The organism is Pseudomonas sp. W22_MBD1_FP4, from assembly GCF_052113765.1.
In the GTDB taxonomy this organism is placed as follows: domain Bacteria; phylum Pseudomonadota; class Gammaproteobacteria; order Pseudomonadales; family Pseudomonadaceae; genus Aquipseudomonas; species Aquipseudomonas sivasensis.
Genome location: NZ_JBGQOI010000002.1, coordinates 1 through 24,191 on the forward strand (window position 1 = coordinate 1; position 24,191 = coordinate 24,191).

At 60.5% G+C, this 24,191-nt stretch carries 20 protein-coding genes; 8 read left to right on the plus strand and 12 right to left on the minus strand.

From position 1 onward, the window contains the following. Positions 1-123: 123 nt before the first annotated feature. Complete coding sequence (locus ACEN2T_RS02880) at positions 124-870, minus strand: 3-oxoacyl-ACP reductase family protein (RefSeq protein ID WP_032887548.1); 747 nt, start codon at positions 868-870, stop codon at positions 124-126. A gap of 126 nt (positions 871-996) precedes the next feature. Here ACEN2T_RS02880 and ACEN2T_RS02885 point away from each other — a divergent pair, with 126 nt between their 5' ends. Further along, positions 997-1,920: a LysR substrate-binding domain-containing protein gene (locus ACEN2T_RS02885; protein WP_442116284.1), complete on the plus strand. Its 924-nt coding sequence runs from the start codon at positions 997-999 to the stop codon at positions 1,918-1,920. Between the two features lie 51 nt (positions 1,921-1,971). Here ACEN2T_RS02885 and ACEN2T_RS02890 read toward each other — a convergent pair whose 3' ends face one another. The 3 genes from ACEN2T_RS02890 to ACEN2T_RS02900 form a co-directional block, all read right to left on the minus strand. Further along, on the minus strand, positions 1,972-2,700 hold the full coding sequence (locus ACEN2T_RS02890; protein WP_032887552.1) for an aspartate/glutamate racemase family protein: 729 nt from the start codon (positions 2,698-2,700) through the stop codon (positions 1,972-1,974). 13 nt (positions 2,701-2,713) lie between these two features. Then, positions 2,714-4,243 (minus strand): NCS1 family nucleobase:cation symporter-1, encoded by a 1,530-nt coding sequence (locus ACEN2T_RS02895; protein ID WP_095185337.1) that lies wholly within the window; start codon positions 4,241-4,243, stop codon positions 2,714-2,716. A 470-nt stretch (positions 4,244-4,713) separates the two neighbouring features. Continuing rightward, positions 4,714-5,448 carry a phosphoadenylyl-sulfate reductase gene (locus ACEN2T_RS02900; RefSeq protein WP_286819723.1) on the minus strand — a complete coding sequence of 245 codons (735 nt, stop codon included), beginning with the start codon at positions 5,446-5,448 and terminating at the stop codon, positions 4,714-4,716. A gap of 151 nt (positions 5,449-5,599) precedes the next feature. On the opposite strand from ACEN2T_RS02900, the gene thrH reads away from it, so the two are divergent. Continuing rightward, a complete protein-coding gene (gene thrH, locus ACEN2T_RS02905) occupies positions 5,600-6,217 on the plus strand; it encodes a bifunctional phosphoserine phosphatase/homoserine phosphotransferase ThrH (protein ID WP_032887558.1) in 618 nt (205 codons plus the stop codon). Between the two features lie 90 nt (positions 6,218-6,307). On the opposite strand, the gene pabB is transcribed toward thrH, so the two are convergent. The 4 genes from pabB to rloA all read right to left on the minus strand — a co-directional run bounded on the left by pabB (position 6,308) and on the right by rloA (position 10,808). Then, the gene (pabB, locus tag ACEN2T_RS02910) at positions 6,308-7,651 is read right to left on the minus strand and encodes an aminodeoxychorismate synthase component I (protein ID WP_442116285.1); all 1,344 of its coding nucleotides are present in this window, start codon (positions 7,649-7,651) and stop codon (positions 6,308-6,310) included. Between the two features lie 99 nt (positions 7,652-7,750). Then, positions 7,751-8,737: an alpha-L-glutamate ligase-like protein gene (locus ACEN2T_RS02915; RefSeq protein WP_032887562.1), complete on the minus strand. Its 987-nt coding sequence runs from the start codon at positions 8,735-8,737 to the stop codon at positions 7,751-7,753. Then, complete coding sequence (rloB, locus tag ACEN2T_RS02920) at positions 8,737-10,269, minus strand: osmotic stress tolerance membrane protein RloB (RefSeq protein WP_032887564.1); 1,533 nt, start codon at positions 10,267-10,269, stop codon at positions 8,737-8,739. The genes ACEN2T_RS02915 and rloB overlap by 1 nt, the downstream gene beginning before the upstream one ends. Positions 10,270-10,274: 5 nt before the next feature. Further along, entirely contained in the window at positions 10,275-10,808 is a 534-nt protein-coding gene (rloA, locus tag ACEN2T_RS02925) for a retropepsin-like aspartic peptidase RloA (RefSeq protein ID WP_032887566.1), read from the minus strand. A gap of 271 nt (positions 10,809-11,079) precedes the next feature. Here rloA and ACEN2T_RS02930 point away from each other — a divergent pair, with 271 nt between their 5' ends. From ACEN2T_RS02930 to prpD, 6 genes are all read left to right on the plus strand, one after another. Further along, positions 11,080-11,790, plus strand: coding sequence for a GntR family transcriptional regulator (locus ACEN2T_RS02930; RefSeq protein WP_032887568.1), 711 nt, complete (start codon positions 11,080-11,082; stop codon positions 11,788-11,790). Then, entirely contained in the window at positions 11,787-12,680 is an 894-nt protein-coding gene (gene prpB / locus ACEN2T_RS02935) for a methylisocitrate lyase (RefSeq protein WP_015885362.1), read from the plus strand. The genes ACEN2T_RS02930 and prpB overlap by 4 nt, the downstream gene beginning before the upstream one ends. Positions 12,681-12,722: 42 nt before the next feature. Beyond that, the gene (gene prpC, locus ACEN2T_RS02940) at positions 12,723-13,850 is read left to right on the plus strand and encodes a bifunctional 2-methylcitrate synthase/citrate synthase (protein WP_032887571.1); all 1,128 of its coding nucleotides are present in this window, start codon (positions 12,723-12,725) and stop codon (positions 13,848-13,850) included. Between the two features lie 194 nt (positions 13,851-14,044). After that, entirely contained in the window at positions 14,045-16,639 is a 2,595-nt protein-coding gene (gene acnD / locus ACEN2T_RS02945) for a Fe/S-dependent 2-methylisocitrate dehydratase AcnD (RefSeq protein ID WP_095185341.1), read from the plus strand. A 10-nt stretch (positions 16,640-16,649) separates the two neighbouring features. Next, the gene (gene prpF / locus ACEN2T_RS02950) at positions 16,650-17,840 is read left to right on the plus strand and encodes a 2-methylaconitate cis-trans isomerase PrpF (protein ID WP_095185342.1); all 1,191 of its coding nucleotides are present in this window, start codon (positions 16,650-16,652) and stop codon (positions 17,838-17,840) included. Positions 17,841-18,064: 224 nt separating this feature from the next. Next, complete coding sequence (gene prpD, locus ACEN2T_RS02955) at positions 18,065-19,549, plus strand: 2-methylcitrate dehydratase (RefSeq protein ID WP_095185343.1); 1,485 nt, start codon at positions 18,065-18,067, stop codon at positions 19,547-19,549. Positions 19,550-19,624: 75 nt separating this feature from the next. Here prpD and ACEN2T_RS02960 read toward each other — a convergent pair whose 3' ends face one another. Genes ACEN2T_RS02960 through moeB form a run of 4 tightly spaced genes read right to left on the minus strand, consistent with a single transcriptional unit; the run spans position 19,625 to position 24,178 of the window. After that, entirely contained in the window at positions 19,625-20,353 is a 729-nt protein-coding gene (locus tag ACEN2T_RS02960; protein WP_032887578.1) for an alanyl-tRNA editing protein, read from the minus strand. A gap of 2 nt (positions 20,354-20,355) precedes the next feature. Next, positions 20,356-21,348: a serine O-acetyltransferase gene (locus tag ACEN2T_RS02965; RefSeq protein ID WP_032887580.1), complete on the minus strand. Its 993-nt coding sequence runs from the start codon at positions 21,346-21,348 to the stop codon at positions 20,356-20,358. Positions 21,349-21,385: 37 nt separating this feature from the next. After that, positions 21,386-22,300: a PLP-dependent cysteine synthase family protein gene (locus ACEN2T_RS02970; RefSeq protein WP_032887582.1), complete on the minus strand. Its 915-nt coding sequence runs from the start codon at positions 22,298-22,300 to the stop codon at positions 21,386-21,388. 15 nt (positions 22,301-22,315) lie between these two features. Beyond that, positions 22,316-24,178, minus strand: a complete 1,863-nt coding sequence (gene moeB / locus ACEN2T_RS02975; RefSeq protein WP_442116286.1) for a molybdopterin-synthase adenylyltransferase MoeB — start codon at positions 24,176-24,178, stop codon at positions 22,316-22,318. Between the last annotated feature and the right edge of the window lie 13 nt (positions 24,179-24,191).

The following is a 24,191-nucleotide window of genomic DNA, read 5'->3' on the forward strand; positions in this document are numbered from 1 at the left end:
GCTCCCGATGGCGGAGTGTCAGTCACCATTGAGCTGGCTGACACTCCGCCATCGGGGGCAAGCCCCCTCCCACATTTGTTTTTGCAGGATTCAGAAAATTTGGTTTTGCAGGGATTCAGAAAATCAGGCGCTGAACCCACCATCAATGGTCAGGCTGGCACCGGTGATATACCCCGCTTCCGGTCCGGCCAGATAGGCCACGAAACTGGCAATCTCTTCCACATGCCCATAACGTCCCACCGCCATTAACCCGATCAGGCTCTCGGCAAAATCACTGTTTGCCGGGTTCATATCGGTGTCCACCGGCCCAGGCTGCACATTATTGATGGTGATGCCCCTCGGTCCCAGATCCCGCGCCAACCCCTTGGTCAGGCCCACCAGCGCCGCTTTGCTCATCGCGTACGGGCCACCACCGCCAAAGGGCATGCGTTCGGCATTGGTGCTGCCGATGTTGATCACCCGACCACCTTCACCCATATGCTTGGCGGCTTCCTGGGTAGCGATAAACACGCTGCGCACGTTGATCGCCAAGGTCTGGTCGAAGTCTTCCAGCTTGAAGTCTTCCAGCGGTGCGATGGCCAGCACGCCAGCGTTATTCACCAGGATGTCCAGGCGGCCAAAGGCTTCCACGGTGGTATTGACCGCGTTGCGGATCGCAGTGGCATCGGCGCTGTCGGCGTGAATCGCCAGGGCTTTGCCGCCGGCGCTGATTACGCTGTTCTGCAACTCTTCTGCCTTGGCGGCCGAGCTGACATAGGTAAAGGCGACCGCTGCGCCTTGGGCGGCGAGGCGCTTGACGATGGCGGCGCCGATACCGCGGGAACCGCCTTGAATCAAGGCGACTTTGCCGCTGAGGTTGAGTGTGGTCATGTCGATCTCCTGGCTGTTCAAGGCAGGCTGCCTTGTTGTTGGAGCCGAGTATCGACTTCACCCAGTCCTACCGGTAGACCGTGATTGCTATAGTCTGTGTAAACCAAAAGTTTAGAGTGGGGCGTGATGGAAAGCTTTGGAAGTATCGAATGCTTCGTGCGCAGCGCCGAAGGTGGCAGCTTTGCCGAAGCGGCGCGGCACTTGAGCCTGACCCCGGCGGCGGTCGGTAAAAGCGTCGCCAAGCTGGAAGCGCGCCTCGGTGTGCGGCTCTTCCAGCGCAGCACTCGGCGCCTCACGCTGACTGAAGCCGGCAAGCTGTTTCTAGAAGAGGTCAGCGCCAGCCTTACCACTATCCAGAACGCCGTCGCCAACCTGGCCAGCGCCGAAGGGCGACCGGTGGGTACGCTCAAGGTCAGCATGGGCACGGTGTTCGGCAATCGCTATGTGGTGCCGCTGCTGGGGGAGTTTATGCGGCGTTTCCCGGATATCAGCCCGGACTGGCATTTTGATAACCGCCAGGTGGACCTGATCGGCCAAGGCTTTGATGCCGCGATTGGCGGCGGTTTTGAACTGCCCCAAGGCGTGGTGGCGCGCAAGTTGACGCCCGCGCACCGGGTGCTGGTGGCTTCACCGGGTTACCTGGCGCAACGCCCACCGGTGCGCGAGCCTGAAGACTTGTCGCGGTGCAAAGGTATCCTGATCCGCTCACCGCAAACCGGGCGTATCCGTTCCTGGCAGTTGACCAGTGTCGAACGTGAATGCCGCCCGCTGGTGCTCAACCCCGGCATGACTATGAGCGACTCCGAAGCCGCCTGCCGCGCCAGCGCTCAAGGCTTGGGAATTGCGCTGGTGAGCATGCCCATGGCCGTGCCGTTCCTCGACAGCGGCGAGGTGGTAAGGGTATTGCCCGACTGGTACGTCGACGACGGCAATATTTCCATCTACTACGCCGAGCACAAACTGCTGCCCGGCAAGACCCGGGCGTTTGTGGACTTCATCATTGAGCAGTTTGCCGAAAAAAAACTGGGGCAAAGGTTCAGCGCAATCTAAAACCAGACGCAGCTTGAAATGTGGGAGGTGGCTTGCTCCCACATTTGATTTTCAGCGGCCGAACCGGGTCGGCCAGCCAATGACCTTCTTCGGCCGAGGCGTCGCGTAAGTCCGGATCTTCGACGTCGACAACCCCAGCCGCACCAAGGATTCGGCGATGGTCACCGCCGCCGTCACGCCATCCACCACCGGCACCCCGGTGCGCTGGCGAATCTGCTCATCCAGCCCGGCCATGCCGCCGCAACCCAGGCAAATCACTTCGGCCTTGTCCTCGCGGATGGCCAGTTCCGCTTGGCGCACGATGGCTTCCATCGCGGCCAACGGGTCTTCTTCCAGCTCCAAAACCGCCATGCCACTGGCCCGAACTGAAGCGCAGCGCTGGTACAGGCCGGCAAGTTTCAGGCGGTCTTCGATCAGTGGCACGGTGCGGTCCAGGGTGGTCACCACCGAATAGGCATGGCCCAGGAACATCGCCGTGCTGGCCGCCGCTTCGGTGATATCCACCACCGGCACATTCAATAACTCCTGCAAACCTTCCCGGCCGTGTTCGCCGTAGCCGGCCTGTATCACCGCATCGAACGGTTGGTCGTAAGCCATTACCCGGTCCATCACGGCGATGGCGGCCAGGTAGCTCTCAAAATTGCCTTCAACCGATTCCGCGCCGAAGTACGGGGTAAGCCCGACAATCTCAGTGCCCGGCGAGGCCACGGCCCGCGCTTGCTGGGCGATGGTTTCAGTGATGGATTCGGTGGTGTTGACGTTGACCACGAGGATACGCATGGAAGGTCCTTACTCAGTGACTGACGTTATCGACGGCAATGCTTTCGCCGCTGACATCGGCGTAGAACGGCTGGCGCTTGGCGATCAGCAGGTACAGCAACCCTGCAATACCGGCGCCAAACAACCAGGAAAACGGTGAGACGCTGGCAAATCCTGGCAACAGCGCCAGCAGGATGGCGATGATGGCCGCAGGAATAAACGCCGCCACTGCACGCATATTCACCCCACGGCTGTAGTAATAAACGCCATTCGGGTTTTCGCTATACAGCTGCGGTACGTCCACCTGGCTTTTACGGATCAGCCAGTAGTCGACCATGATCACCCCGTACAACGGGCCTAGCAGTGCGCCGAGGCCAGAGAGGAAATACACGATCACCAGCGGGCTGTTGTAGAGGTTCCACGGCAGAATCAATACAGCCACGGTGGCGCTGATCAGACCCGCACGGCGGAAGTTCAGGTACTTGGGCGCCAGGTTGCTCAGCACAAAGGCAGGCGCAACGAAGTTGGCCATGATGTTCACCGCCACGGTGACGATCAGGAACGCCAGGCAGCCCAGCACAAGGAAGAAGGTATTGGGGATGGCCGCGATGATTTCGGTCGGGCTTTCGATCACCCGGCCATTGAGTTGGAATTGTCCGCCGCAGAGCAGCACGGTGATTGCGGCAAACACCAGGATATTCACCGGCAAGCCCCAGAAGTTGCCGACCAGGATGGTCTTGCGGCACGGCGAAGAGCGTGCAAAGTCGCAGAAGTTGAGGATCAGCGTGCCGTAGATCGCCAGCCATAGCGCGCCGCCGGCAAAGATATTGCGCCACATCTCGCCACCGCTCAGCGGTTCGCGGATCGACCAGGCAATGTTGCCGCCTGCCTGGAAGTACATCCAACCGGCCAGCGACGCCACAGTCAGCAAAATCACCGGCCCGGCGAAGCCTTCATAGCGCCGTACCATCTCCATGCCGTAGGCCAGGATCACCAGTTGTACGAACCATATCGCCACAAAACACGCCCAGCCAAGGGATGACAGGCCGAGGATTGAGTTGTGGTCATAGTCGGCAAACCCTGGATGAATTGCCGTCAGCAGCACGCGGAAAACCACCGAGGCCAGGTAGGTCTGGATACCAAACCAGGCAATCGCAATGACCGCACGGATCAACGCGGGAATCTGTGCGCCGTGAATGCCGAAACTGATACGGCTGATGACCGGGAACGGTACGCCGGTCTTCTGCCCCATATACCCCGACAAGTTCATGAAGAAGTACACCAGCGCCGCACCGATCCCCAGGGATAACAGGATCTGCCAGCCGCCGAGGCCCAGTGCATATAAGCCAATGGCGAACGAATAGTTGGCGATGTTGTGCACGTCATTGGTCCACAACGCAAAGATGCTGTAGCGCCCCCATCGACGGCCTTCGATCTTGGTCGGCGCCAGGTCTTTATTGTGCAGGCGTGGGCTGAGCACTAACGGGCCGGGGCATGCTGCGTCCGGGTTCAGGGCGGAGGAGGGCAGATCCAGTGCGATATTGTTCGAGAGGCTTGTACGCATTCCGGCAGGCTCCAGCATATCTGCCGGGAAGAGGCAGATGGCAAAGTGTATGTATGTTTTGTATTTATTGTATACAAAGCGCAATTCACCTTAAGCCACATGCGTGCCAGTTTTGGATCTATGAAAGTCCTGGGTAATTTCGTTTTTATAGGTTTGTTAAATAAATAACTGAATTTAAAGAGATATAAATTGACCGACTGAACAGCTATTTATTTTTGGGTTGCCAGTATGCGATTTGCCAGGCCAATCGAGGGGAGGGGAGAGGTGTTACGTTATGGTGCGGCCGAATAAGAATTGCACACATAAATGGCACCGATGGTTACATGTATGTGTACATCTCCAACACCCAACACAAGACAAATGTGGGAGGGGGCTTGCCCCCGATAGCGGTTTTCCAGTCAAACATAGGTTGACTGACAGGCCGCTATCGGGGGCAAGCCCCCTCCCACATTTTCTAACCGCGTCAGCCCTTAGGCCTTGCTGATGATATTCCCGGCATGCAGCCCGCATTCTTTCTGCGTGGCTTCTTCCCACCACCAACGACCCTCTCGCTCATGCTGGTTCGGCAGCACAGGCCGGGTGCACGGCTCACACCCGATGCTGATAAAACCGCGCTCATGCAAGCTGTTGTACGGCAGCTCCAGCATGCGGATATAGCCCCAGATCTCTTCGCTGCTCATCTGCGCCAGCGGGTTGAATTTGTATAGGGTGCGTTCCGGGGTAGAGAAGGCGGTGTCGATCTCCAGCGCCGCCACTTGGCTGCGGGTGCCAGGGCTCTGGTCACGGCGTTGGCCGGTGGCCCAGGCAGTCACGCCCGACAGCTTGCGGCGCAGCGGCTCGATCTTGCGCACGCCGCAGCATTCGCCATGACCATCCTTATAGAAGCTGAACAGACCTTTCTCCTTGACGAAGGGCTCCAGCTTGCTCTGGTCCGGCGAAATCAGTTCGATGTCGATCTTGTAGAAGTCGCGCACCTGCTCGATAAACCGGTAGGTCTCCGGGTGCAGACGGCCGGTGTCGAGGCTGAACACCTTGACGTTCTTGTTCAGCTTCCAGGCCATGTCCACCAGCACCACGTCCTCGGCGCCGCTGAAGGAGATCCACAGGTCATCGCCGAACTGGCTGAACGCCAGCTTGAGAATGTCCTGGGCGGATTTGTTGGCGTAAGTCGCGGCGAGTTCAGCGACGTCGAAGGCTTGGTTCATCAGGACGGTTCCTACAGGTCAGTGGCGCTGAGCGCTCTATAGGGGAGCGATGGTATCAAAATCCGCTCCGCGTTGCGGCGGCGAGCTTGAATGGCTAGAGTTCGGCAGTCCTTTTGCTCGCTCAACTAACAACATCCAATAGGAGTGTCTTGTGGAAATTGCCTGTCTTGACCTGGAAGGGGTACTGGTACCGGAAATCTGGATCGCCTTCGCCGAAAAAACCGGTATTGAATCGCTACGGGCCACCACCCGGGACATTCCTGACTACGACGTGCTGATGCAGCAGCGCCTGCGCATTCTCGACGAGCACGGGCTCAAGCTCGCCGATATCCAGGCAGTGATCGCCACGCTCAAGCCTTTGGACGGCGCCATCGAGTTCGTCAACTGGCTGCGCGAGCGTTTTCAGGTGGTGATCCTGTCCGACACCTTCTACGAATTTTCCCAGCCGCTTATGCGCCAACTGGGTTTCCCGACTCTGCTGTGCCACCGCCTCATCACCGATGAATCCGACAGGGTGGTGAGCTACCAACTGCGCCAGAAAGACCCCAAGCGCCAGTCGGTATTGGCGTTCAAGACTCTTTACTACCGCGTGATCGCCGCTGGCGACTCCTACAACGACACCACCATGTTGGGCGAGGCCGACCGTGGGATTCTGTTCCATGCGCCGGAGAATGTGATTCGCGAGTTCCCGCAATTCCCGGCGGTGCATACGTTTGAGGATTTGAAGAAAGAGTTCATCAAGGCGTCGAATCGGTCGCTGAGCCTCTAAAGCGGATTGTGGTGAGCGGGCTTGCCCCCGGAATGGGACTGCTGCGCAGTCCAACGCGAGCAAGCTCCCTCGCCACAAGAGGTCTACCTGCTACAACCCTTCCAGCGTTTGCAGCAAAACCCGCACCTTCGTCAGCGACTCCTGATACTCGGCCTCCCACTGCGAATCCGCGACAATCCCGCCACCGCCCCAGCAGCACACTTGCCCATCCTTGACCAATAAGCTGCGAATGGCGATGGAGCTGTCCATCTCGCCGCGTACGTCCAGGTACACCAGCGAACCGCAGTACAAGCCGCGTCGGGTGGGTTCCAGTTCGTCGATGATCTGCATGGCGCGAATCTTCGGCGCGCCGGTGATGGACCCACCAGGGAAGCTGCCGGCGATCAGGTCGAGGGCGTCTTTGTCGTCGGCCAGTGTGCCGGTGACGCTGCTCACCAGGTGGTGCACGTTGGGGTAGCTTTCCAAGCTGAACAACTCCGGCACGCTCACCGAGCCGGTGCGGCAACTGCGCCCCAGGTCGTTGCGCAGCAGGTCGACGATCATCAGGTTTTCGGCGCGATCCTTGGGGCTGGCCAGCAGTTCCGTGGCGTGGGCGGCGTCTTCTTCAGGCGTGACACCGCGTGGGCGAGTGCCTTTGATCGGGCGGGTTTCGACCTGGCGCTCGCTGACGCGCACGAAACGCTCCGGTGACAGGCTCAATACCGCGCCGTCATTGGGCAGGCTCTGGAATCCGGAGAAGGGCGTCGGGCAGGCTTCGCGCAAGGCGCAATAGGCGACCCAAGGATCACCGCTGCACGGCGCACGAAAACGTTGGGCGAAGTTGACCTGGTAGCAGTCGCCGGCCTGGATGTAATCCTGGATGCGCTCAATGGCCTGCTGGTAAGCCTCGACGCTGAGATCCGGCGCCATGGGGCCCTGCAATTTGAAGGTTGCAGGGGCGGTGGCAGCGTCACCGCTGAACAGCGTGATCAGTCGCTGCCGTTCGCTACCGGCCAGCGCCGGGTGAAATACCAGTTGGCTGGTCTGTGCCAAGTGGTCGCTGATCAGCGCCCAGGCATACAGTCCAAAACGCGCATCCGGCAGGTGCAAATCATCCACCGCCAAGTGCGGCAGCTGTTCCAAATGCCGGCCAAAGTCGTAGCTCAGGTAGCCGATCAAGCCACCGGCAAACGGCAACTCATAGCCGTCGGGCAATTTCGCTTCACCCAACTGTGAAAGGTTTTTCCGTAATCGCCGCAGGAAGTTGCTGCCGCTTTCGTCAGGATCCACTGCAAGAGTCGCCTCGGGCCAGGCGCTGAGCAGGTCATAACGACCGCGTTCGGCAGCAGGTCGGCCGCTGTCGAGCAGGACCGCGCCGGGTGCATGGCGAATCGCCGCAAAATACTCGGCGGGGTTGGCCCGATAGGGCAGCGGGTGTACTGAACAGGTCGACATGCGAGGGTGGATCAGCCAAGGCGCGGGGGAGGGAATTGTAGTCCCCTGTAGGATTTGCTCCTAGAGGGGATGTCGGCGATAGACAGTTCGAAGACCGGATCAGCCTTCCACAGGGGGAATATGCCCAAACATTTCCTGCACAAACTTCACCCGCTCTTCCGGGGTTTCCGTCACGCCGGCGGCTTTGAGTGCTTCCAGTCGTGCTTCTACCGCGTGGGTGCGCAAGGTCAGGCCGCAATCGTTGGCGATCTGGATGTTCAGCCCTGGCCGCGCATTGAGCTCCAGGATCAGCGGGCCTTTTTCCTGGTCCAGCACCATGTCCACACCGATGTAGCCCAGCCCGCATAGCTCATAGCAGCCGGCGGCCAGCTTCATGAAACCGTCCCAGTTGGGCAGTTGCACGCCATCCACCGCGTTAGTGGTGTCGGGGTGTTTGGTGATGATGTTGTTCAGCCAGGTACCGCGCAGGGTCAGGCCGGTGGCAAGGTCCACACCGACGCCAATGGCGCCCTGGTGCAGGTTGGCCTTGCCGCCGGACTGGCGGGTCGGCAACCGCAGCATGGCCATCACCGGGTAGCCCATCAGCACGATGATGCGGATATCCGGAACGCCTTCGTAGCTGATGCTCTTGAAGATCTGGTCGGGCACCACGCGGTACTCGATCAGCGCGCGGTCACGGTGGCCGCCCAGGGAATACAGGCCGGTGAGGATGCTGGAAATCTGATGCTCGATCTCTTCATGGCTGATGATCTTGCCGGACACCGTGCGGTAGCGCCCTTCAAAACGATCGGCCACCACGAGAATGCCGTCACCGCCGGCGCCCTGGGCCGGCTTGATCACGAAGTCGCTGCGCCCACCGATAATTTCATCGAGCTTGTCGATTTCCTTCTCGGTGGAGATCACTCCATACATTTCCGGCACGTGGATACCCGCCGCGATTGCCCGTTCCTTGGTGATGATCTTGTCATCCACGATCGGGTACAGGCTGCGCTTGTTGTACTTGAGCACGTAATCGGCGTTACGCCGGTTGATGCCCATGATTCCCCGCGCTTCCAGGGCCTTCCAGGTCTTCCAGAAACCGAACATTACTTATCAGCCTTCAAGAACGCCTTGAAACGCACCAGCTCGGTCAGGCGGTAGCCGCGATAACGACCCATGGCCAGCATGAAGCCCACCAGGATCAGGAGGATCGCAGGGAAGGTGAACACGAAGTACACCAACTCCGGCACGCTCATAATCAAGTGCGCCAGGGAGGCAGCGAACAACGTACCAATCGCCACTTTCAACGCATGGTTGGCACCGCGCTCTTCCCAGGTGATCGACAGGCGTTCGATGGTCATGGTCAGGATCACCATCGGGAACAGTGCCACCGACAGCCCGCGCTCCAGCCCCAGTTTATGGCTGAACAGACTGATGGCCGCGATCAGCACCACCACGAAGGTCAGCACCACCGACAGCCTCGGCAGCATTTGCAGCTTCAAGTGTTCCAGGTACGACCTGAGTGACAGCCCCAGTGCCGTAATAATGGTGAAAAGCACGATTCCGAAGCCCAATTGCGTCTCGCGGAACGCGAGGGCAATCAGCACTGGCGTGAACGTGCCCAGGGTCTGCAGGCCGATCAGGTTGCGCAGGATCAGAATCACCAGCACGCCAATCGGGATCATCACCATGATCATGAACGTCTGCTGGGTTTGCAGTGGCAGGCCGTACAGCGAGTATTCGAGGAAGTTGGCGTCGGTGTTTTCATCCGTCAGCTTGGCCAGGCGAATCGCGTTCATTTCGCTGTTGTTCAGGCTGAACGTCACCATGGCTTTCTTGCCGCCGTCGACCGTGATCAGGTTTTCATCGCCGGTCCACCACAGCAAGCGGTCGCTGGGCAGGCCCTGTTCGCCGGTTTCCGGGTTGAAGTAGAGCCAGTCATTGCCATTAAAGCTGCGCAGCCAGAGTTCGGGCGTTTGCGGCTGGTCGGCGACCAGGCGGATGGTGTGGACCTTTTCCACCGGCACGTGGGCGATGGACAGCAGCAACTCGACGATCTTGGCTTTGTGAGGCGTGGACGGGTCGCCGGCCAGCAACAACTTCACATTGTCGTCGTTGAGGTTGTTGGTGCGCTTGATGGCTTCGGTAATGAAGGTTTCGACGTCGGCCGAATGCTGGCGGATCGGCGCCAGCAGGGCTTCGGCGGCGATTTTTTCCGGGCCTTCCACCGCGATGCTGTCGCGGAACGTTGGGCCTTTGATCTTGGTTTTTTCACCGCTGTAACGCTTGGTCAGCACCAGGCGGTAATACAGGGTCTGGTTGCCGTTGGCGCGGCGTGCCGACCAGGTGACCTTACGGTTACCGTCAATACGATTGACGCTCACCCCATAGTTGTTCGAGATAAAGCTCTCATTAAGGCTGACGAAGTCGCGGCTCAGGGGCGGCACGAACATCTGGATCTTCACCGGGTCCTTCGGATTGGCGACGAACTCGACCTTGGCGTCGATGTTCCACAAATCGTCGGTCGCGTCCTCGGTGACAGGAATGCCCAGCACGAAGATCTGGTAGGCGGTGACCGAAATACCCAGCACCACCAGGATGGCGATCAGGATTTTCAGGTGCAGGGTAAGAGAGCGCATTCGGTTTACTCGGCGGTATGAGCGTCGGCGGCGCAGGCGGGTTTGCCTGCTGCGTATTTAAGACTGGGGTCGACCAGCGCATCAAAGCGTTTCAACGCTTCGGAGCCGATCAGCAGCGGATATTGGAATGCGCTGCGGTCAGTCAAGTTCACTTCGATGCTGCGTAAAGCGGTGCCCATGCAGATATCCAGGGCTATCACTGGACGGGCGGTGTAGTTCTTGTCCTCATCGGGGTCGTAGTCACCGGCGCGGCGCTTGATCTTGCTGACGCGGGCCAGGGGCCGTTCGATGGGGTGGGAATGGGCGGTGTCGATGGCCAGGTAGAAGCGCACCCAGGATTCGCCGTTGCGCTTGAAGCGCTTGATATCACGGGCGCTGAGGGAGGCGGTCTTGGCGCCGGTGTCCAGCTTGGCGGCCACTTCAAGGTCGATGCCAGCCAATTGGGCATATTCATTGAGGCCATACACGGTCTTCTCGGCGGCAACGCCAAGGCCGGGGATGAACAGTAGGCAAAACAGGGGGAAGGGCTTGAGTCTCATAGATCCTGAGGCGGTGCAGTGCGATGTTCAATTCAAGGCGACTGGCATTGCTGCGCAAACTCCCTCGTGCGCCGTTTCATCAAGCGATGTCAGGCAAATGCGGCGGCATTCTAACATGATGCTTTTTTGGCGCCACCGCTGGCAGGCGGCCATGCTCCGAGCGCGTGCAACAAGGGTTATTAGACGATTGTCGACAATGTGTATTTATTCTTTGACTATCGAGGTCTGATTGGCTAGTTTTTGCGGCATTGCTTTTCAAGGTGTCGACAATATGCTGGTTCAGCCTGAAGCTCCGATAGTCGTGTCGGACGAATCCCAAACGATGTCGGAGAACGTTTTCCGGCGCATCCAGGCCGCCATCGTCAAAGGCGAGATCGCCCCCGGCAGCAAGATCTCCGAACCGGAACTGGCCCGCACCTACGGCATCAGCCGTGGCCCGTTGCGTGAGGCGATCCACCGCCTGGAAGGCCAGCGCCTGCTGGTGCGCGTGCCCCATGTGGGCGCGCGGGTCGTGTCCCTGAGCCACGCCGAGCTGATCGAACTCTATGAAATCCGCGAATCTCTGGAAGGCATGGCCTGCCGCCTGGCCGCCGAGCGCATGACCGACGCCGAAATCGAAGAGCTGCGCCAAGTGCTGCACACCCACGAACGGGATGCTGCGTTCCAGGCCGGCGTCGGCTACTACCAGCAAGAAGGCGACTTCGACTTTCATTACCGGATAATTCAAGGCGCCGGTAACCGCACCCTGACCCAAATGCTCTGCGGCGAGCTGTACCAGTTGGTGCGCATGTACCGCATTCAGTTCTCCACCACTCCCAATCGTCCACGCCAGGCTTTTGCCGAGCATCACCGCATTCTTGACGCGATTGCCGATCGCGACGGTGAACTGGCCGAACTGCTGATGCGCCGTCATATCGGCGCGTCCAAACGCAACATTGCCCGTCACTTCCCGGACGGCGCCCCTGATAGAGGTGAGTCATGAGTTCGAACAATAAAAGCACACCCGGCCAGCGTTTCCGTGACGCAGTCGCCAGTGAACAGCCGTTGCAGGTCGTCGGCGCAATCAACGCCAACCACGCGCTGCTGGCCAAGCGCGCTGGCTTCAAGGCGATCTACCTGTCAGGCGGGGGCGTGGCGGCCGGTTCCCTGGGCGTGCCCGACCTGGGCATCACTGGCCTGGATGACGTGCTCACCGACGTGCGCCGTATCACCGACGTCTGCGACCTGCCGCTGTTGGTGGACGTGGACACCGGTTTTGGCTCCTCGGCGTTCAACGTGGCGCGCACCGTCAAATCGATGATCAAGTTCGGCGCCGCCGCGATTCATATCGAAGACCAGGTCGGCGCCAAGCGCTGCGGGCATCGTCCGAATAAAGAAATCGTGTCCCAGCAGGAAATGGTCGACCGCATCAAGGCCGCCGTGGATGCGCGCACCGATGACAGCTTCGTGATCATGGCGCGTACCGATGCCTTGGCCGTCGAAGGGTTGGAGTCCGCCCTGGAACGCGCCGCCGCCTGCATCGAAGCCGGCGCCGACATGGTGTTCCCGGAAGCCATCACTGAACTGGAGATGTACAAACTGTTCGCCGCCCGTGTGAAAGCGCCGATCCTGGCCAACATCACCGAATTTGGCGCGACGCCGCTGTACACCACCGAACAGTTGAAATCTGCTGATGTTTCCATCGTGCTGTATCCGCTCTCGGCCTTTCGCGCCATGAACAAGGCCGCCGAGAACGTCTACACCGCGATCCGTCGCGACGGCACCCAACAGAACGTGATCGACACCATGCAAACCCGCATGGAGCTTTACGATCGCATCGACTACCACACCTTCGAGCAGAAGCTCGACGCGCTGTTCGCCGCGAAGAAGTGACGAACACGTCTCCCTGAATAACGACAAAATTGGAGAAAAACCATGGCTGAAGCAAAAGTACTGAGTGGCGCCGGCCTGCGTGGCCAGGTCGCCGGGCAAACTGCACTGTCCACCGTGGGCCAGGCCGGTGCCGGCCTGACCTATCGCGGCTACGATGTTCGCGAACTTGCTGCCGATGCGCAGTTTGAGGAAGTCGCCTACCTGCTGCTGTACGGCGAATTGCCGACCAAAGCCGAACTGGCTGCGTACAGCCAGAAGCTGAGCAAGCTGCGCGACCTGCCGCAAGCGCTCAAGGAAGTGCTGGAACGCATCCCCGCCGACGCCCATCCGATGGACGTGATGCGCACCGGTTGTTCGTTCCTGGGCAACATCGAGCCGGAAAAAGACTTCAGCGTGCAGCGCGATGTCACCGACCGCTTGCTCGCCGCCTTCCCGGCAATCATGTGTTACTGGTACCGCTTCAGCCACGACGGTAAGCGCATCGACTGCGTGACCGACGAGCCGAGTATCGGTGGTCATTTCCTGCACCTGCTGCACGGCGAGAAACCGAGCGAGCTGCATGAGAAGGTCATGAACGTCTCGCTGATCCTTTACGCCGAGCACGAATTCAACGCGTCGACCTTCACCGCTCGTGTGTGTGCCTCGACCCTGTCCGATCTCTACTCCTGCGTCACTGCCGCCATTGGCTCCCTGCGCGGTCCGCTGCATGGCGGCGCCAACGAAGCGGCGATGGAAATGATCGAGCGTTTCGGTTCGGCAGAGGAGGCTGTCGAAGGCACCCTCGGCATGCTGGCGCGCAAAGACAAGATCATGGGCTTCGGCCACGCGATCTACAAAGACAACGACCCGCGTAATGAAGTGATCAAGGGCTGGTCGAAAAAACTCGCTGACGAAGTGGGCGACACCGTGCTGTTCCCTGTCTCCGAAGCCATCGACAAGACCATGTGGGAACAGAAAAAACTCTTCCCTAATGCCGACTTCTACCATGCCTCGGCGTATCACTTCATGGGCATTCCGACCAAGCTGTTCACGCCGATTTTCGTCTGCTCGCGCCTTACCGGCTGGGCAGCTCACGTATTCGAGCAACGCGCCAACAACCGCATCATCCGTCCAAGCGCCGAGTACACCGGCGTCGAACAGCGCAAGTTCGTGCCAATCGAACGTCGCTGAAGGCTGACGATCCTGAAGTGGTAATCGAATCAAATGTGGGAGGGGGCTTGCCCCCGATAGCGGTGTGTCATTCAACACTCATAGCAACTGATCCACCGCCATCGGGAGCAAGCCCCCTCCCACACGTTGATCGCATTTCAATTCTGGATCGGCCCAGGTCTTCCTTTTGTAATCACCGTGACCGAGTCCTGACGATGAACACAGAGTTTCGCAAACCGCTCCCCGGCAGCCGCCTGGATTTCTTCGACGCCCGTGCGGCAGTCGAAGCAATCACCCCTGGCGCCTACGCCACCTTGCCCTACACCTCCCGCGTACTGGCAGAAAACCTGGTGCGCCGCTGCGACCCGGCCACTCTCAATGCTTCCCTGAGCCAGTTGATCGAACGCAAGCGCGATCTCGACTTCCCCTGGTTCCCGGCGCGTGTGGTGTGCCACGACATTCTTGGTCAGACCGCGCTGGTCGACCTCGCCGGCCTGCGCGATGCCATCGCCCTGCAAGGCGGCGACCCGGCCCAGGTCAACCCGGTGGTGCCGACCCAATTGATCGTTGACCACTCCCTGGCCGTCGAAGCCGGGGGTTTTGACCCCGATGCGTTCGAGAAAAACCGCGCCATTGAAGACCGTCGCAACGAAGACCGTTTCCACTTTATCGAGTGGACCAAAAAGGCCTTCAAGAACGTCGACGTGATCCCGCCGGGTAACGGCATCATGCACCAGATCAACCTGGAGAAAATGTCCCCGGTGATCCAGGTGCGTGACGGCGTGGCGTTTCCGGATACCTGCGTCGGCACCGACAGCCACACGCCCCACGTGGATGCTCTGGGCGTGATCGCCATTGGCGTCGGCGGCCTGGAAGCGGAGAGCGTGATGCTCGGTCGCGCCTCGTGGATGCGCCTGCCGGAAAGCGTCGGTGTCGAGCTGACGGGCAAGCTGCTGCCGGGCATCACCGCCACCGATATGGTGCTGGCGCTGACCGAGTTCCTGCGCCAACAGAAAGTCGTCGGCGCATGGCTGGAGTTCTTTGGCGAAGGCGCATCAAACCTGACCTTGGGCGACCGCGCGACCATCTCCAACATGGCCCCGGAATACGGCGCCACGGCAGCGATGTTCTACATCGACCAACAAACCATCGCCTACCTGAAACTCACCGGTCGTGAAGATGAACAGGTCGCACTGGTCGAGCAATATGCGCGTCACACCGGTCTGTGGGCGGATGATTTGAAAGGCGCGCAGTACGAGCGCGGCCTGACCTTCGACCTGTCCAGCGTCGTGCGCAACATGGCCGGCCCGAGCAATCCCCACGCCCGCGTCGCCACCCGCGACCTGGCGGCCAAAGGTATCTCCGGACAGTGGGATGAAGTGCCGGGGCAAATGCCTGATGGCGCTGTGATCATCGCCGCCATCACCAGTTGCACCAACACCAGCAACCCGCGCAACGTGATCGCCGCCGGGCTGTTGGCGCGCAATGCCAACAAGCTGGGGCTCAAGCGCAAGCCGTGGGTCAAATCCTCCTTGGCACCCGGTTCGAAAACCGTGGCCATGTACCTGGAAGAAGCCGGCCTCGGTCACGAACTCGATAAGCTCGGTTTCGGCGTGGTGGCGTTTGCCTGCACCACCTGCAACGGCATGTCCGGCGCGCTCGACCCGGTGATCCAGCAAGAGATCATTGACCGCGACCTGTACGCCACCGCCGTACTGTCGGGTAATCGCAACTTCGACGGGCGCATTCACCCTTACGCCAAGCAAGCCTTCCTCGCGTCGCCGCCGTTGGTGGTGGCGTATGCGATTGCCGGCACCATCCGTTTCGACATCGAGAAGGACGTGCTTGGCCTCGACGCCGACGGCAAAGAAATCCGCCTGCAGGACATCTGGCCGAGCGACGAAGAAATCGACGCGGTGGTCAAGGCCTCGGTCAAGCCGGAGCAGTTCCGCGCGGTGTATATCCCGATGTTTGCGATCCACGAAGACACCGGCCCCAAAGTCGCGCCGCTGTACGACTGGCGTCCGCAGAGCACGTATATCCGCCGTCCGCCGTATTGGGAAGGTGCGCTGGCCGGAGCGCGTCCGCTGAAGGGCATGCGCCCGCTGGCGGTGCTGCCGGACAACATCACCACCGATCACCTGTCGCCGTCCAACGCGATCATGCTCGACAGCGCTGCCGGTGAATACCTGGCGAAAATGGGCCTGCCGGAAGTCGACTTCAACTCCTACGCAACCCACCGCGGCGACCATTTGACCGCGCAGCGCGCAACGTTCGCCAACCCGAAACTGTTCAACGAAATGGTGGTGGAAAACGGCAAGGTCAAACAGGGTTCCCTGGCGCGCATCGAGCCGGAAGGCCAGGTTACGCGGATGTGGGAAGCCATCGAAACCTACATGGAGCGCAAGCAGCCGCTGATCATCATCGCCGGTGCCGATTACGGCCAGGGCTCGTCCCGCGACTGGGCGGCCAAGGGCGTGCGCCTTGCTGGTGTGGAGGCGATTGCCGCCGAAGGTTTCGAGCGCATCCACCGCACCAACCTGGTGGGCATGGGCGTGTTGCCGCTGGAGTTTTTGCCGGGGACCGACCGTCACACCTTGCACATCGACGGCAGTGAAACCTATGACGTGGTCGGCGAGCGCACCCCGCGTGCGCAGTTGACCCTGGTGATCAACCGCAAGAATGGCGAACGTGTCGAAGTGCCGGTGACCTGCCGCCTCGACACCGCCGAAGAAGTGTCGATCTACGAGGCGGGCGGCGTGTTGCAACGTTTTGCCCAGGACTTCCTGGAATCGGCGGCGACCGCTTAAGAGGACGACCATGGCACACGTACCGCAAATCAAGATCCCCGCCACCTATATGCGTGGCGGCACGAGCAAGGGCGTATTTTTCAGCCTCCAGGACCTGCCCGCCTCGGCGCAGGTACCGGGCGCTGCCCGCGATGCCTTGTTGTTGCGGGTGATCGGCAGCCCCGATCCCTACGACAAACAAATCGACGGCATGGGCGGCGCCACATCGAGCACCAGTAAAAGCGTGATCCTGGCCAAAAGCACCCGCGCCGAGCACGACGTGGACTACCTGTTTGGCCAAGTCTCCATCGACAAACCCTTTGTCGACTGGAGCGGCAACTGCGGCAACCTGTCGGCGGCGGTGGGTTCGTTCGCCATCACCGCCGGGTTGGTCGACCCGGCTCGCATTCCGCACAACGGCGTGGCCGTGGTGCGTGTGTGGCAGGCCAATATCGGCAAGACCATCATCGCCCACGTGCCGATTACCGACGGCGCTGTGCAGGAAACCGGCGACTTCGAACTGGACGGCGTGACCTTTCCGGCCGCCGAAGTGCAGCTGGAATTCATGGACCCGGCGGCAGAAGAAGAGGGCGGCGGCGGCTCGATGTTTCCCACCGGCAACCTGGTCGATGACCTGGAAGTGCCCGGTGTCGGCACCTTCAAGGCCACGCTGATCAACGCCGGCATCCCGACGATTTTCATCAACGCCGAAGACCTCGGCTACACCGGCACCGAGCTGCAAGGCGCGATCAACGGCGACCCCAAGGCTTTGGCCATGTTCGAGACCGTGCGGGCCTATGGCGCGTTGCGCATGGGCCTGATCAAACACCTGGACGAAGCCGCCCAGCGCCAGCACACGCCGAAAGTCGCGTTTGTGGCCAAGCCTGCGGATTACGTGGCGTCCAGCGGCAAGGCGATCAAGGCTGGCGATGTGGATCTGCTGGTGCGCGCCCTGTCCATGGGCAAGCTGCACCACGCCATGATGGGCACGGCTGCCGTGGCGATTGGTACGGCAGCGGCGATTTCCGGGACATTGGTCAACCTCGCCGCAGGCGGCATTGAACGTAATGCGGTGCGCTTCGGGCATCCGTCCGGCACGTTGCGCGTGGGGGCTGAAGCCACCCAGGTGAACGGTGAGTGGGTGGTGAAGAAAGCCATCATGAGCCGCAGTGCACGGGTGTTGATGGAAGGTTTCGTCCGCGTACCCGGCGACTCTTTCTAAAGTCCAACACCAATCCCTTGTGGGAGGGGAGGTGCGACAATTCGACTTGTCCTTGATAGCGGTGTGTCAGTCGACACATTCATCACTGACCCATCGCCATCGGGGGCAAGTCGAATTGTCGCACCGCCCCCCCCCCCACAGTCATAAGCAGGCATTCAGACCTGCGAAACGATCAACCCTGACCCTGAGGATGCAACAACCCTAACTCACTTTGGAGATCTGCCATGAGCACCAACGTCGACCAGAACAACCGCCCCGACTACGACCAGGTTCTGCAGGACATCGCCGACTACGTCCTCACCTACCGGATCGACTCCCCAGCCGCCCTCGACACTGCCCGCAACTGCCTGATGGACACCCTCGGTTGCGGCCTCCTGGCGCTGCGTTTTCCCGAGTGCACCAAGCACCTGGGGCCGATCGTCGAGGGCACGGTGGTGCCGTTCGGTGCGCGAGTGCCGGGCACGTCGTTGCGCCTGGATCCGGTCAAGGCCGCCTGGGACATCGGCTGCATCGTGCGTTGGCTCGACTACAACGACACCTGGCTCGCCGCTGAATGGGGCCACCCTTCGGATAACCTCGGTGGCATTCTGGCCGTGGCCGATCACCTGTCGCAAAAACGTGTGGCCAATGGAGATGCGCCGCTGACCGTGCGTGCGGTGTTGGAAGCGATGATCATGGCCCACGAAATTCAGGGCGTTATCGCGCTGGAAAACTCGTTCAACCGTGTCGGCCTCGACCATGTGCTGCTGGTCAAAGTCGCCTCGACGGCGGTCACTGCCAAGCTGATGGGCGCCACCCGTGAGCAACTGCTGGCGGCCTTGTCCCACGCGTTTGTGGATGGGCAAGCGCTGCGCACTTACCGCCATGCGCCGAATGCCGGCTCGCGCAAATCCTGGGCGGCGGGTGATGCATCAAGCCGTGGCGTGCGCCTGGCGGATATCGCGCTGCGTGGCGAGATGGGCATTCCCGGTGTCTTGAGCGCGCCGCAGTGGGGCTTTTACGACGTGTTGTTCAGCCACACCAACAAGGACCTGGCGCTCAAGCCCGAGGACAAGCGCGCGTTCAGTCTTTCCCAGGCGTACGGCACCTATGTGATGGAAAACGTGCTGTTCAAGATCAGCTTCCCCGCCGAGTTCCATGCGCAAACAGCCTGCGAAGCGGCGGTGACTTTGCATCCGCAGGTCAAACATCGACTGCATGAGATCGAGCGCATTGTGATCACTACCCATGAGTCGGCGATCCGCATCATTTCCAAGGTGGGTCAGTTGGCCAATGCCGCTGATCGCGACCACTGCCTGCAATACATGACCGCCGTGCCTCTGGCGTTCGGCAATCTGGTGGCCGAGCAGTACGAAGATGAATTCCATGCAGCCCACCCGATCATTGATGAGCTGCGCGACAAGATGGTCATTGTCGAAGACCCACGCTACAGCCGCGAATACCTGGAGGCCGACAAACGTTCCATCGCCAATGCAGTGCAGGTGTTCTTCAAGGATGGCTCCAGCACCCAGCAGATGGCGGTGGAATATCCCATCGGCCATCGTCGCCGTCGCGTGGATGGCATTCCGTTGCTGGAAGACAAGTTCAAGGCCAACCTGGCGACGCGGTTTACCGCGCAACGCAGCGCCGAGATCTTTGCGTTGTGCAAGGACCAGGCGAAGCTTGAGGCCACAGCTGTAAACCGCTTCATGGACCTGTTCGTGATCTAGCAGGCGACGCAAAACTAAAAATGTGGGAGGGCGGCGTGACGATTCGACTTGCCCCCTCCCACATTTGAATTGCGTTCATTCGAACCGCAGGATCACCCGGCGATTGTGCTTACTCTTCTTCTCGATCTTTTCGCAGAACACCCGGCCGATTTCCTCAGTGTTGATCACGTGGGTGCCGCCGCACGGCTGGATGTCGATCCCGGCAATTTCAATCACCCGTACCGAACCTTGGATCACCGGGGGGGCGACCGCCTGGGTGCGGGTGATCTGCAGCAGGGTGGAGTATTCCGTGGCAGCCATCGACAGGGTTTTCACCGGGTGAGCCTGTTCGATCAGCGCGTTGAGGTCGCGGGTGATGCTGTCTTTGTCGAGGGTCATTTCCGGCAGGTCGAAATCCAGGCGACCTTTGTCGGCACTGATGCTGCAGCCCGTTACCGGTGCATCGATGAGCGAGCACAACAAATGCAGGCAGGTGTGCATTTTCATGTGCTGGTAGCGCCGTGCCCAATCCAGCCCGGCATCCACCTGTACTCCGGCAACCAGTTGCTCGGGGCAGTGTTCAACCTGGTGCCAGATGATCGAGCGCAGTACTTGGTCGCGTACGGTGCCGATCACTTCGACCCGCGTACCATCGGGTAAGGTCAAGTGGCCGGTATCGCCCGGCTGTCCGCCGCCGGTGGGGTAGAACAGTGTGTGCTCCAGGGCAATGCCGTGTTCGCTTACGGCAATCACCCGGGCGCTGAATGCGTTCTGGTAGGGCGCGCTGTCATACAGTGCCAGGGTTTCCATGGAGTGCACGGACATGTTCAACCTCCGACGATCAGTGGGCTGGCTTGCAACAGGTGGCGCACCATTGCACTCAAGCCAGGGGGGGAAAGCAGGGTTATTTCAAATTCCGGGCCGCAGATTTTCAGGTTCAGCGGCAGGCGCGGCAGTTGATTGCCGGCTTCGACCCGGTGCAGACGAAATTGGAGGTGATGACGCTCCTTCACTGTCGGCTCCAGCATCAGCCCAGGCAAAGGGTGGAAGTCGGCATCCAGCACCGTCACCTTGTGGCTGGCGTTGACCTCGCCGACCACGTGCAAGCGCTCCTCCAGGGCGAAGGCGCCAAGGTAGCTGCTGTGGTCCGATTCATCGTTTTTCTGCAGTTGGATCTGGTTGACCACCTTGACCTTGGTCCCGGCGGGCACGTCCTGGGTGATCACGCAGGACGGGCTGATAAACACGTTATCGCCAATTAACACATACCCCAGCACCCGGGCACCGGAGCCGACTTCGACGTTGTTGCCCAGGCGTGGATGGCGCTTGCCGTCAGGGTTGTTGGCAATGCCTCGAGCGCCGAGGGTCACGCCGCAGAGGATGTAGCAGTCGTTGCCGATCTCGCAGGTTTCACCGATGACCGTGCCGTAGCCGTGGTCCAGCACAAAGCGCCGGCCGATGCGCGCCGCCGGGTGTATCTCGGCGCCGGACAGCACTTTGCCCTGGTTGCTGAGCTTGAGGGCGATGCGCGAGAACACGCCGTTGGTCTGGTCGGGGAAATTCCACACCAGGTGCGCAAGCCGGTAATACAGCACCGCCTTGAACGAGGCATAGGATTCCAGAATCAGCTCGCCGCGACCGCGTGAAGCCGGGTCGCGGTAGGCATAGGCGATCAGGTCTTCGGCCACCGATTGGGCGGCGCTCTGGATCAGCGGCGCCAGGTGCGGTTCCAACTGTTTCATTTGCGCAGGCGTCAGGGTCTTGATGAGTTGGGTGAGCAACTCATCATGCAGGTGTTGCATGTCGATAAAGCCGCCCATGGAGGAACCCCCGCATTCTGGCTGGTTGGAAAACCGGTTATTCGAAGCTGGGCAGGTAGCTGTCGGCATTGTCGTAGACCATGGTCAACACCACCGTTTCGGGCGGCAGTTCGGGGGCAAGCCTGGCGACGGCCACCATGTTGGCGGCGGAGGAGAGGCCCAGGCTGATGGCGTCGGTGCGCATGATGCGTTTCATCATGTCGATGCAGTCTTGGCGCGAAACCTTGAGCATGCCGTCAATCACATCGAGGTTGAGGATGCTCGGGATCAGCCCAATCGACAGGCCCTGGATATGGTGCGGCGCGTGTTGGTTTTTCAGCAGGTCACATTCTTCCGGTTCCACGCCCATTACGCGTAGTGCCGGCCAGGCGGCTTTGAGGGTTTCGCCGATACCGGTGATATGGCCACCGGTGCCGATGCCGCTGACGAAGTAGTCCACGCGGCGATCACCAAAGGCGCGGAGGATTTCCGGCGCGGTGGTGTCGCGGTGAGTCTGCGGGTTGGCGCCGTTACGTTGCTGGTTGAGCATCACGTAGTTGGGGTTTTCCAGCTGCAACTCCATGCATTTTTCACCGTGGGAATTGTTGCCCAGGCGGCTGTCCGACAGCACCACCTTGGCGCCGTACAGGCGCAGCAGCTTCTGTTTTTCAGGGCTGTAGTTGTCGGGAATCACCAGCACCACCTTGTAGCCCAGCACGTTACCGGCCATCACCAGGCCGATGCCGGTGTTGCCGCCACTGGGCTCGATGATGGTTTGCCCGGAATCGCGCATCAGCACGCCCCGGCGCTCGGCGTCGAGGATCATGCCAAGGGCGATGCGCGCCTTGTGGCTGCCGCCGGGGTTGAGGGATTCGAGCTTGGCGTAGACCTCGATGCCGAGGTCTTCGGAAAACTGCGCCAGACGCACGATGGGCGTGTGGCCGATGGCATCGAGGATCGAGTTATGCAACATCAGTCAGTCCTCAACTCAGTACAAGGGCATGTCGGGTTCGACGTCGCGAACCCAGTGCTTCATGCCGCCTTGCAGGACTTTGGTGTTGGCAAAACCTGCCGCGAGAAGCGTACTGGCCGCTTGCTCGGCGCGGGTGCCGGCGTAGCAGATCAGGTAATGAGTGTTGTCGCGGCTGAGGCGGTCGAGTTGACCGTCCAGCTCGGCGAGGGGGATGTGCACCACCCCCGGTAACTTGCACACCTCCAGTTCGCTGGCGTCGCGCACGTCCAGCAGCACGTCGGCGCTGCGCGGGTGTTCGAGCAATTGCTTGAGAACGCGCGGCTTGATGTAGCGCTCTTCGGCGAGTGACGGTGCGCTGGGCATGGTGTCGGCGCATACGGCTGGCGCGACCGTTTCACTGTGGCGCAGTTCGGAGCAGCACGGGCAGTCGGCGCGGCGTTTGAAGCGGATTTCACTGAATTTCATCGCCAGCGCATCGAAGCGCATCAAGCGCCCGGACAGCGGCTCGCCAATGCCGATCAGTAACTTGATTGCCTCGGTGGCCTGGATCATCCCCACCACGCCGGGCAGTACGCCTATCACGCCACCGGCGCTGCAATTGGGTGCCAGCTCTGCGGGCGGTGCGCTGGGGAACAGGCAGCGGTAGCACGGCCCGCCCTTGTAGTTGAGGACGCTGATCTGCCCGTCGAAACGGTAAATGGCGCCATACACCAAGGGTTTTCCAAGCTGCACGCAGGCGTCATTGACCAGGTAGCGGGTGTCGAAATTGTCGGTGCCGTCGATCACCAGGTCATAGGCGCTCACCAACTCCAGGGCGTTGTCGGCATTCAGGGCGGTGTCGTGGGCGTTGATCTGGATATGACTGTTGAGGTCTTGCAGGCGTTGCTTGGCGGATTCGACCTTGGGCATGCCGAGGGTGCTGTTGCCGTGGACGATTTGGCGTTGCAGGTTGCTGCTTTCTACTACATCGAAATCCACCAGGCCCAGAGTGCCGACACCGGCCGCCGCCAGGTACAGGCTGATGGGGGAGCCCAGGCCACCGGTGCCGATGATCAATACCTTGGCTTTTTTCAGGTTCAACTGGCCTTCGCGGCCGACGCCCGGCAGGGTGATGTGGCGCACGTAACGCTGTACTTCCTCGTTGCTCAGGGTGTCGAGGTCTATGCCGCCGGACGTGGCGAGCAACACTTCGATTTTGGCTTGTTCCGGCAAGGGTTCGTCGGCACCGATCAGCTCTTCTTCGGCGGTAAACAGGAAGTGTTCCTTGAGCTGGTTGTTCTTCTCGTGAAACAGGTGCGCACGCAACTGCGGGTGGCTGGTGCAGAGGTTTTCAATGACTTCGCGCAATGTCGATCCGGTGCTCTCAAGGGTCGATTCCGGCAGCTTGGCCACGCGAACCAGGATATCGGGGAAAGAGACAGCGTTCATGGACAACTCCGTGTGCAGGTCGTTGAAGGGTTGAAGGGCGAAATGTTTGCCATCCCAGGCAAATAGCTTGGAACCGAGGGCCTGGCCCTGGCGAACATCCACCACCAGATAGCTCACGGGGTAGATCGGCTCGCCCAGGAACAGCGCCTTGTCCTGGTCCTCGTCGCTGAAATACGCGCCGACGTCCGGGTGGGAGTGGTAGATCACCACCACGGGGTTGTCGCTGCGAAATGCCTTGTTCAGCAGCAGGGTGTCGGCCACCGAGAAGGTGTAGCCGCTGACCGCGCTGCGCGGGTACATCTCGGGGTTCTTGTGGTGCAATTCATTTTGGATATTGCTGCCCAGGTACACGCTGCCGTCGGCAAAGACGTAGCCACAGCATTCCTCGGGATAGCTGCGGCTGGCGTGGGCGTAGATCTGTTCCAGGACGGTGGGGCGGAGGACTTCCATGTTTCTCTCGCGT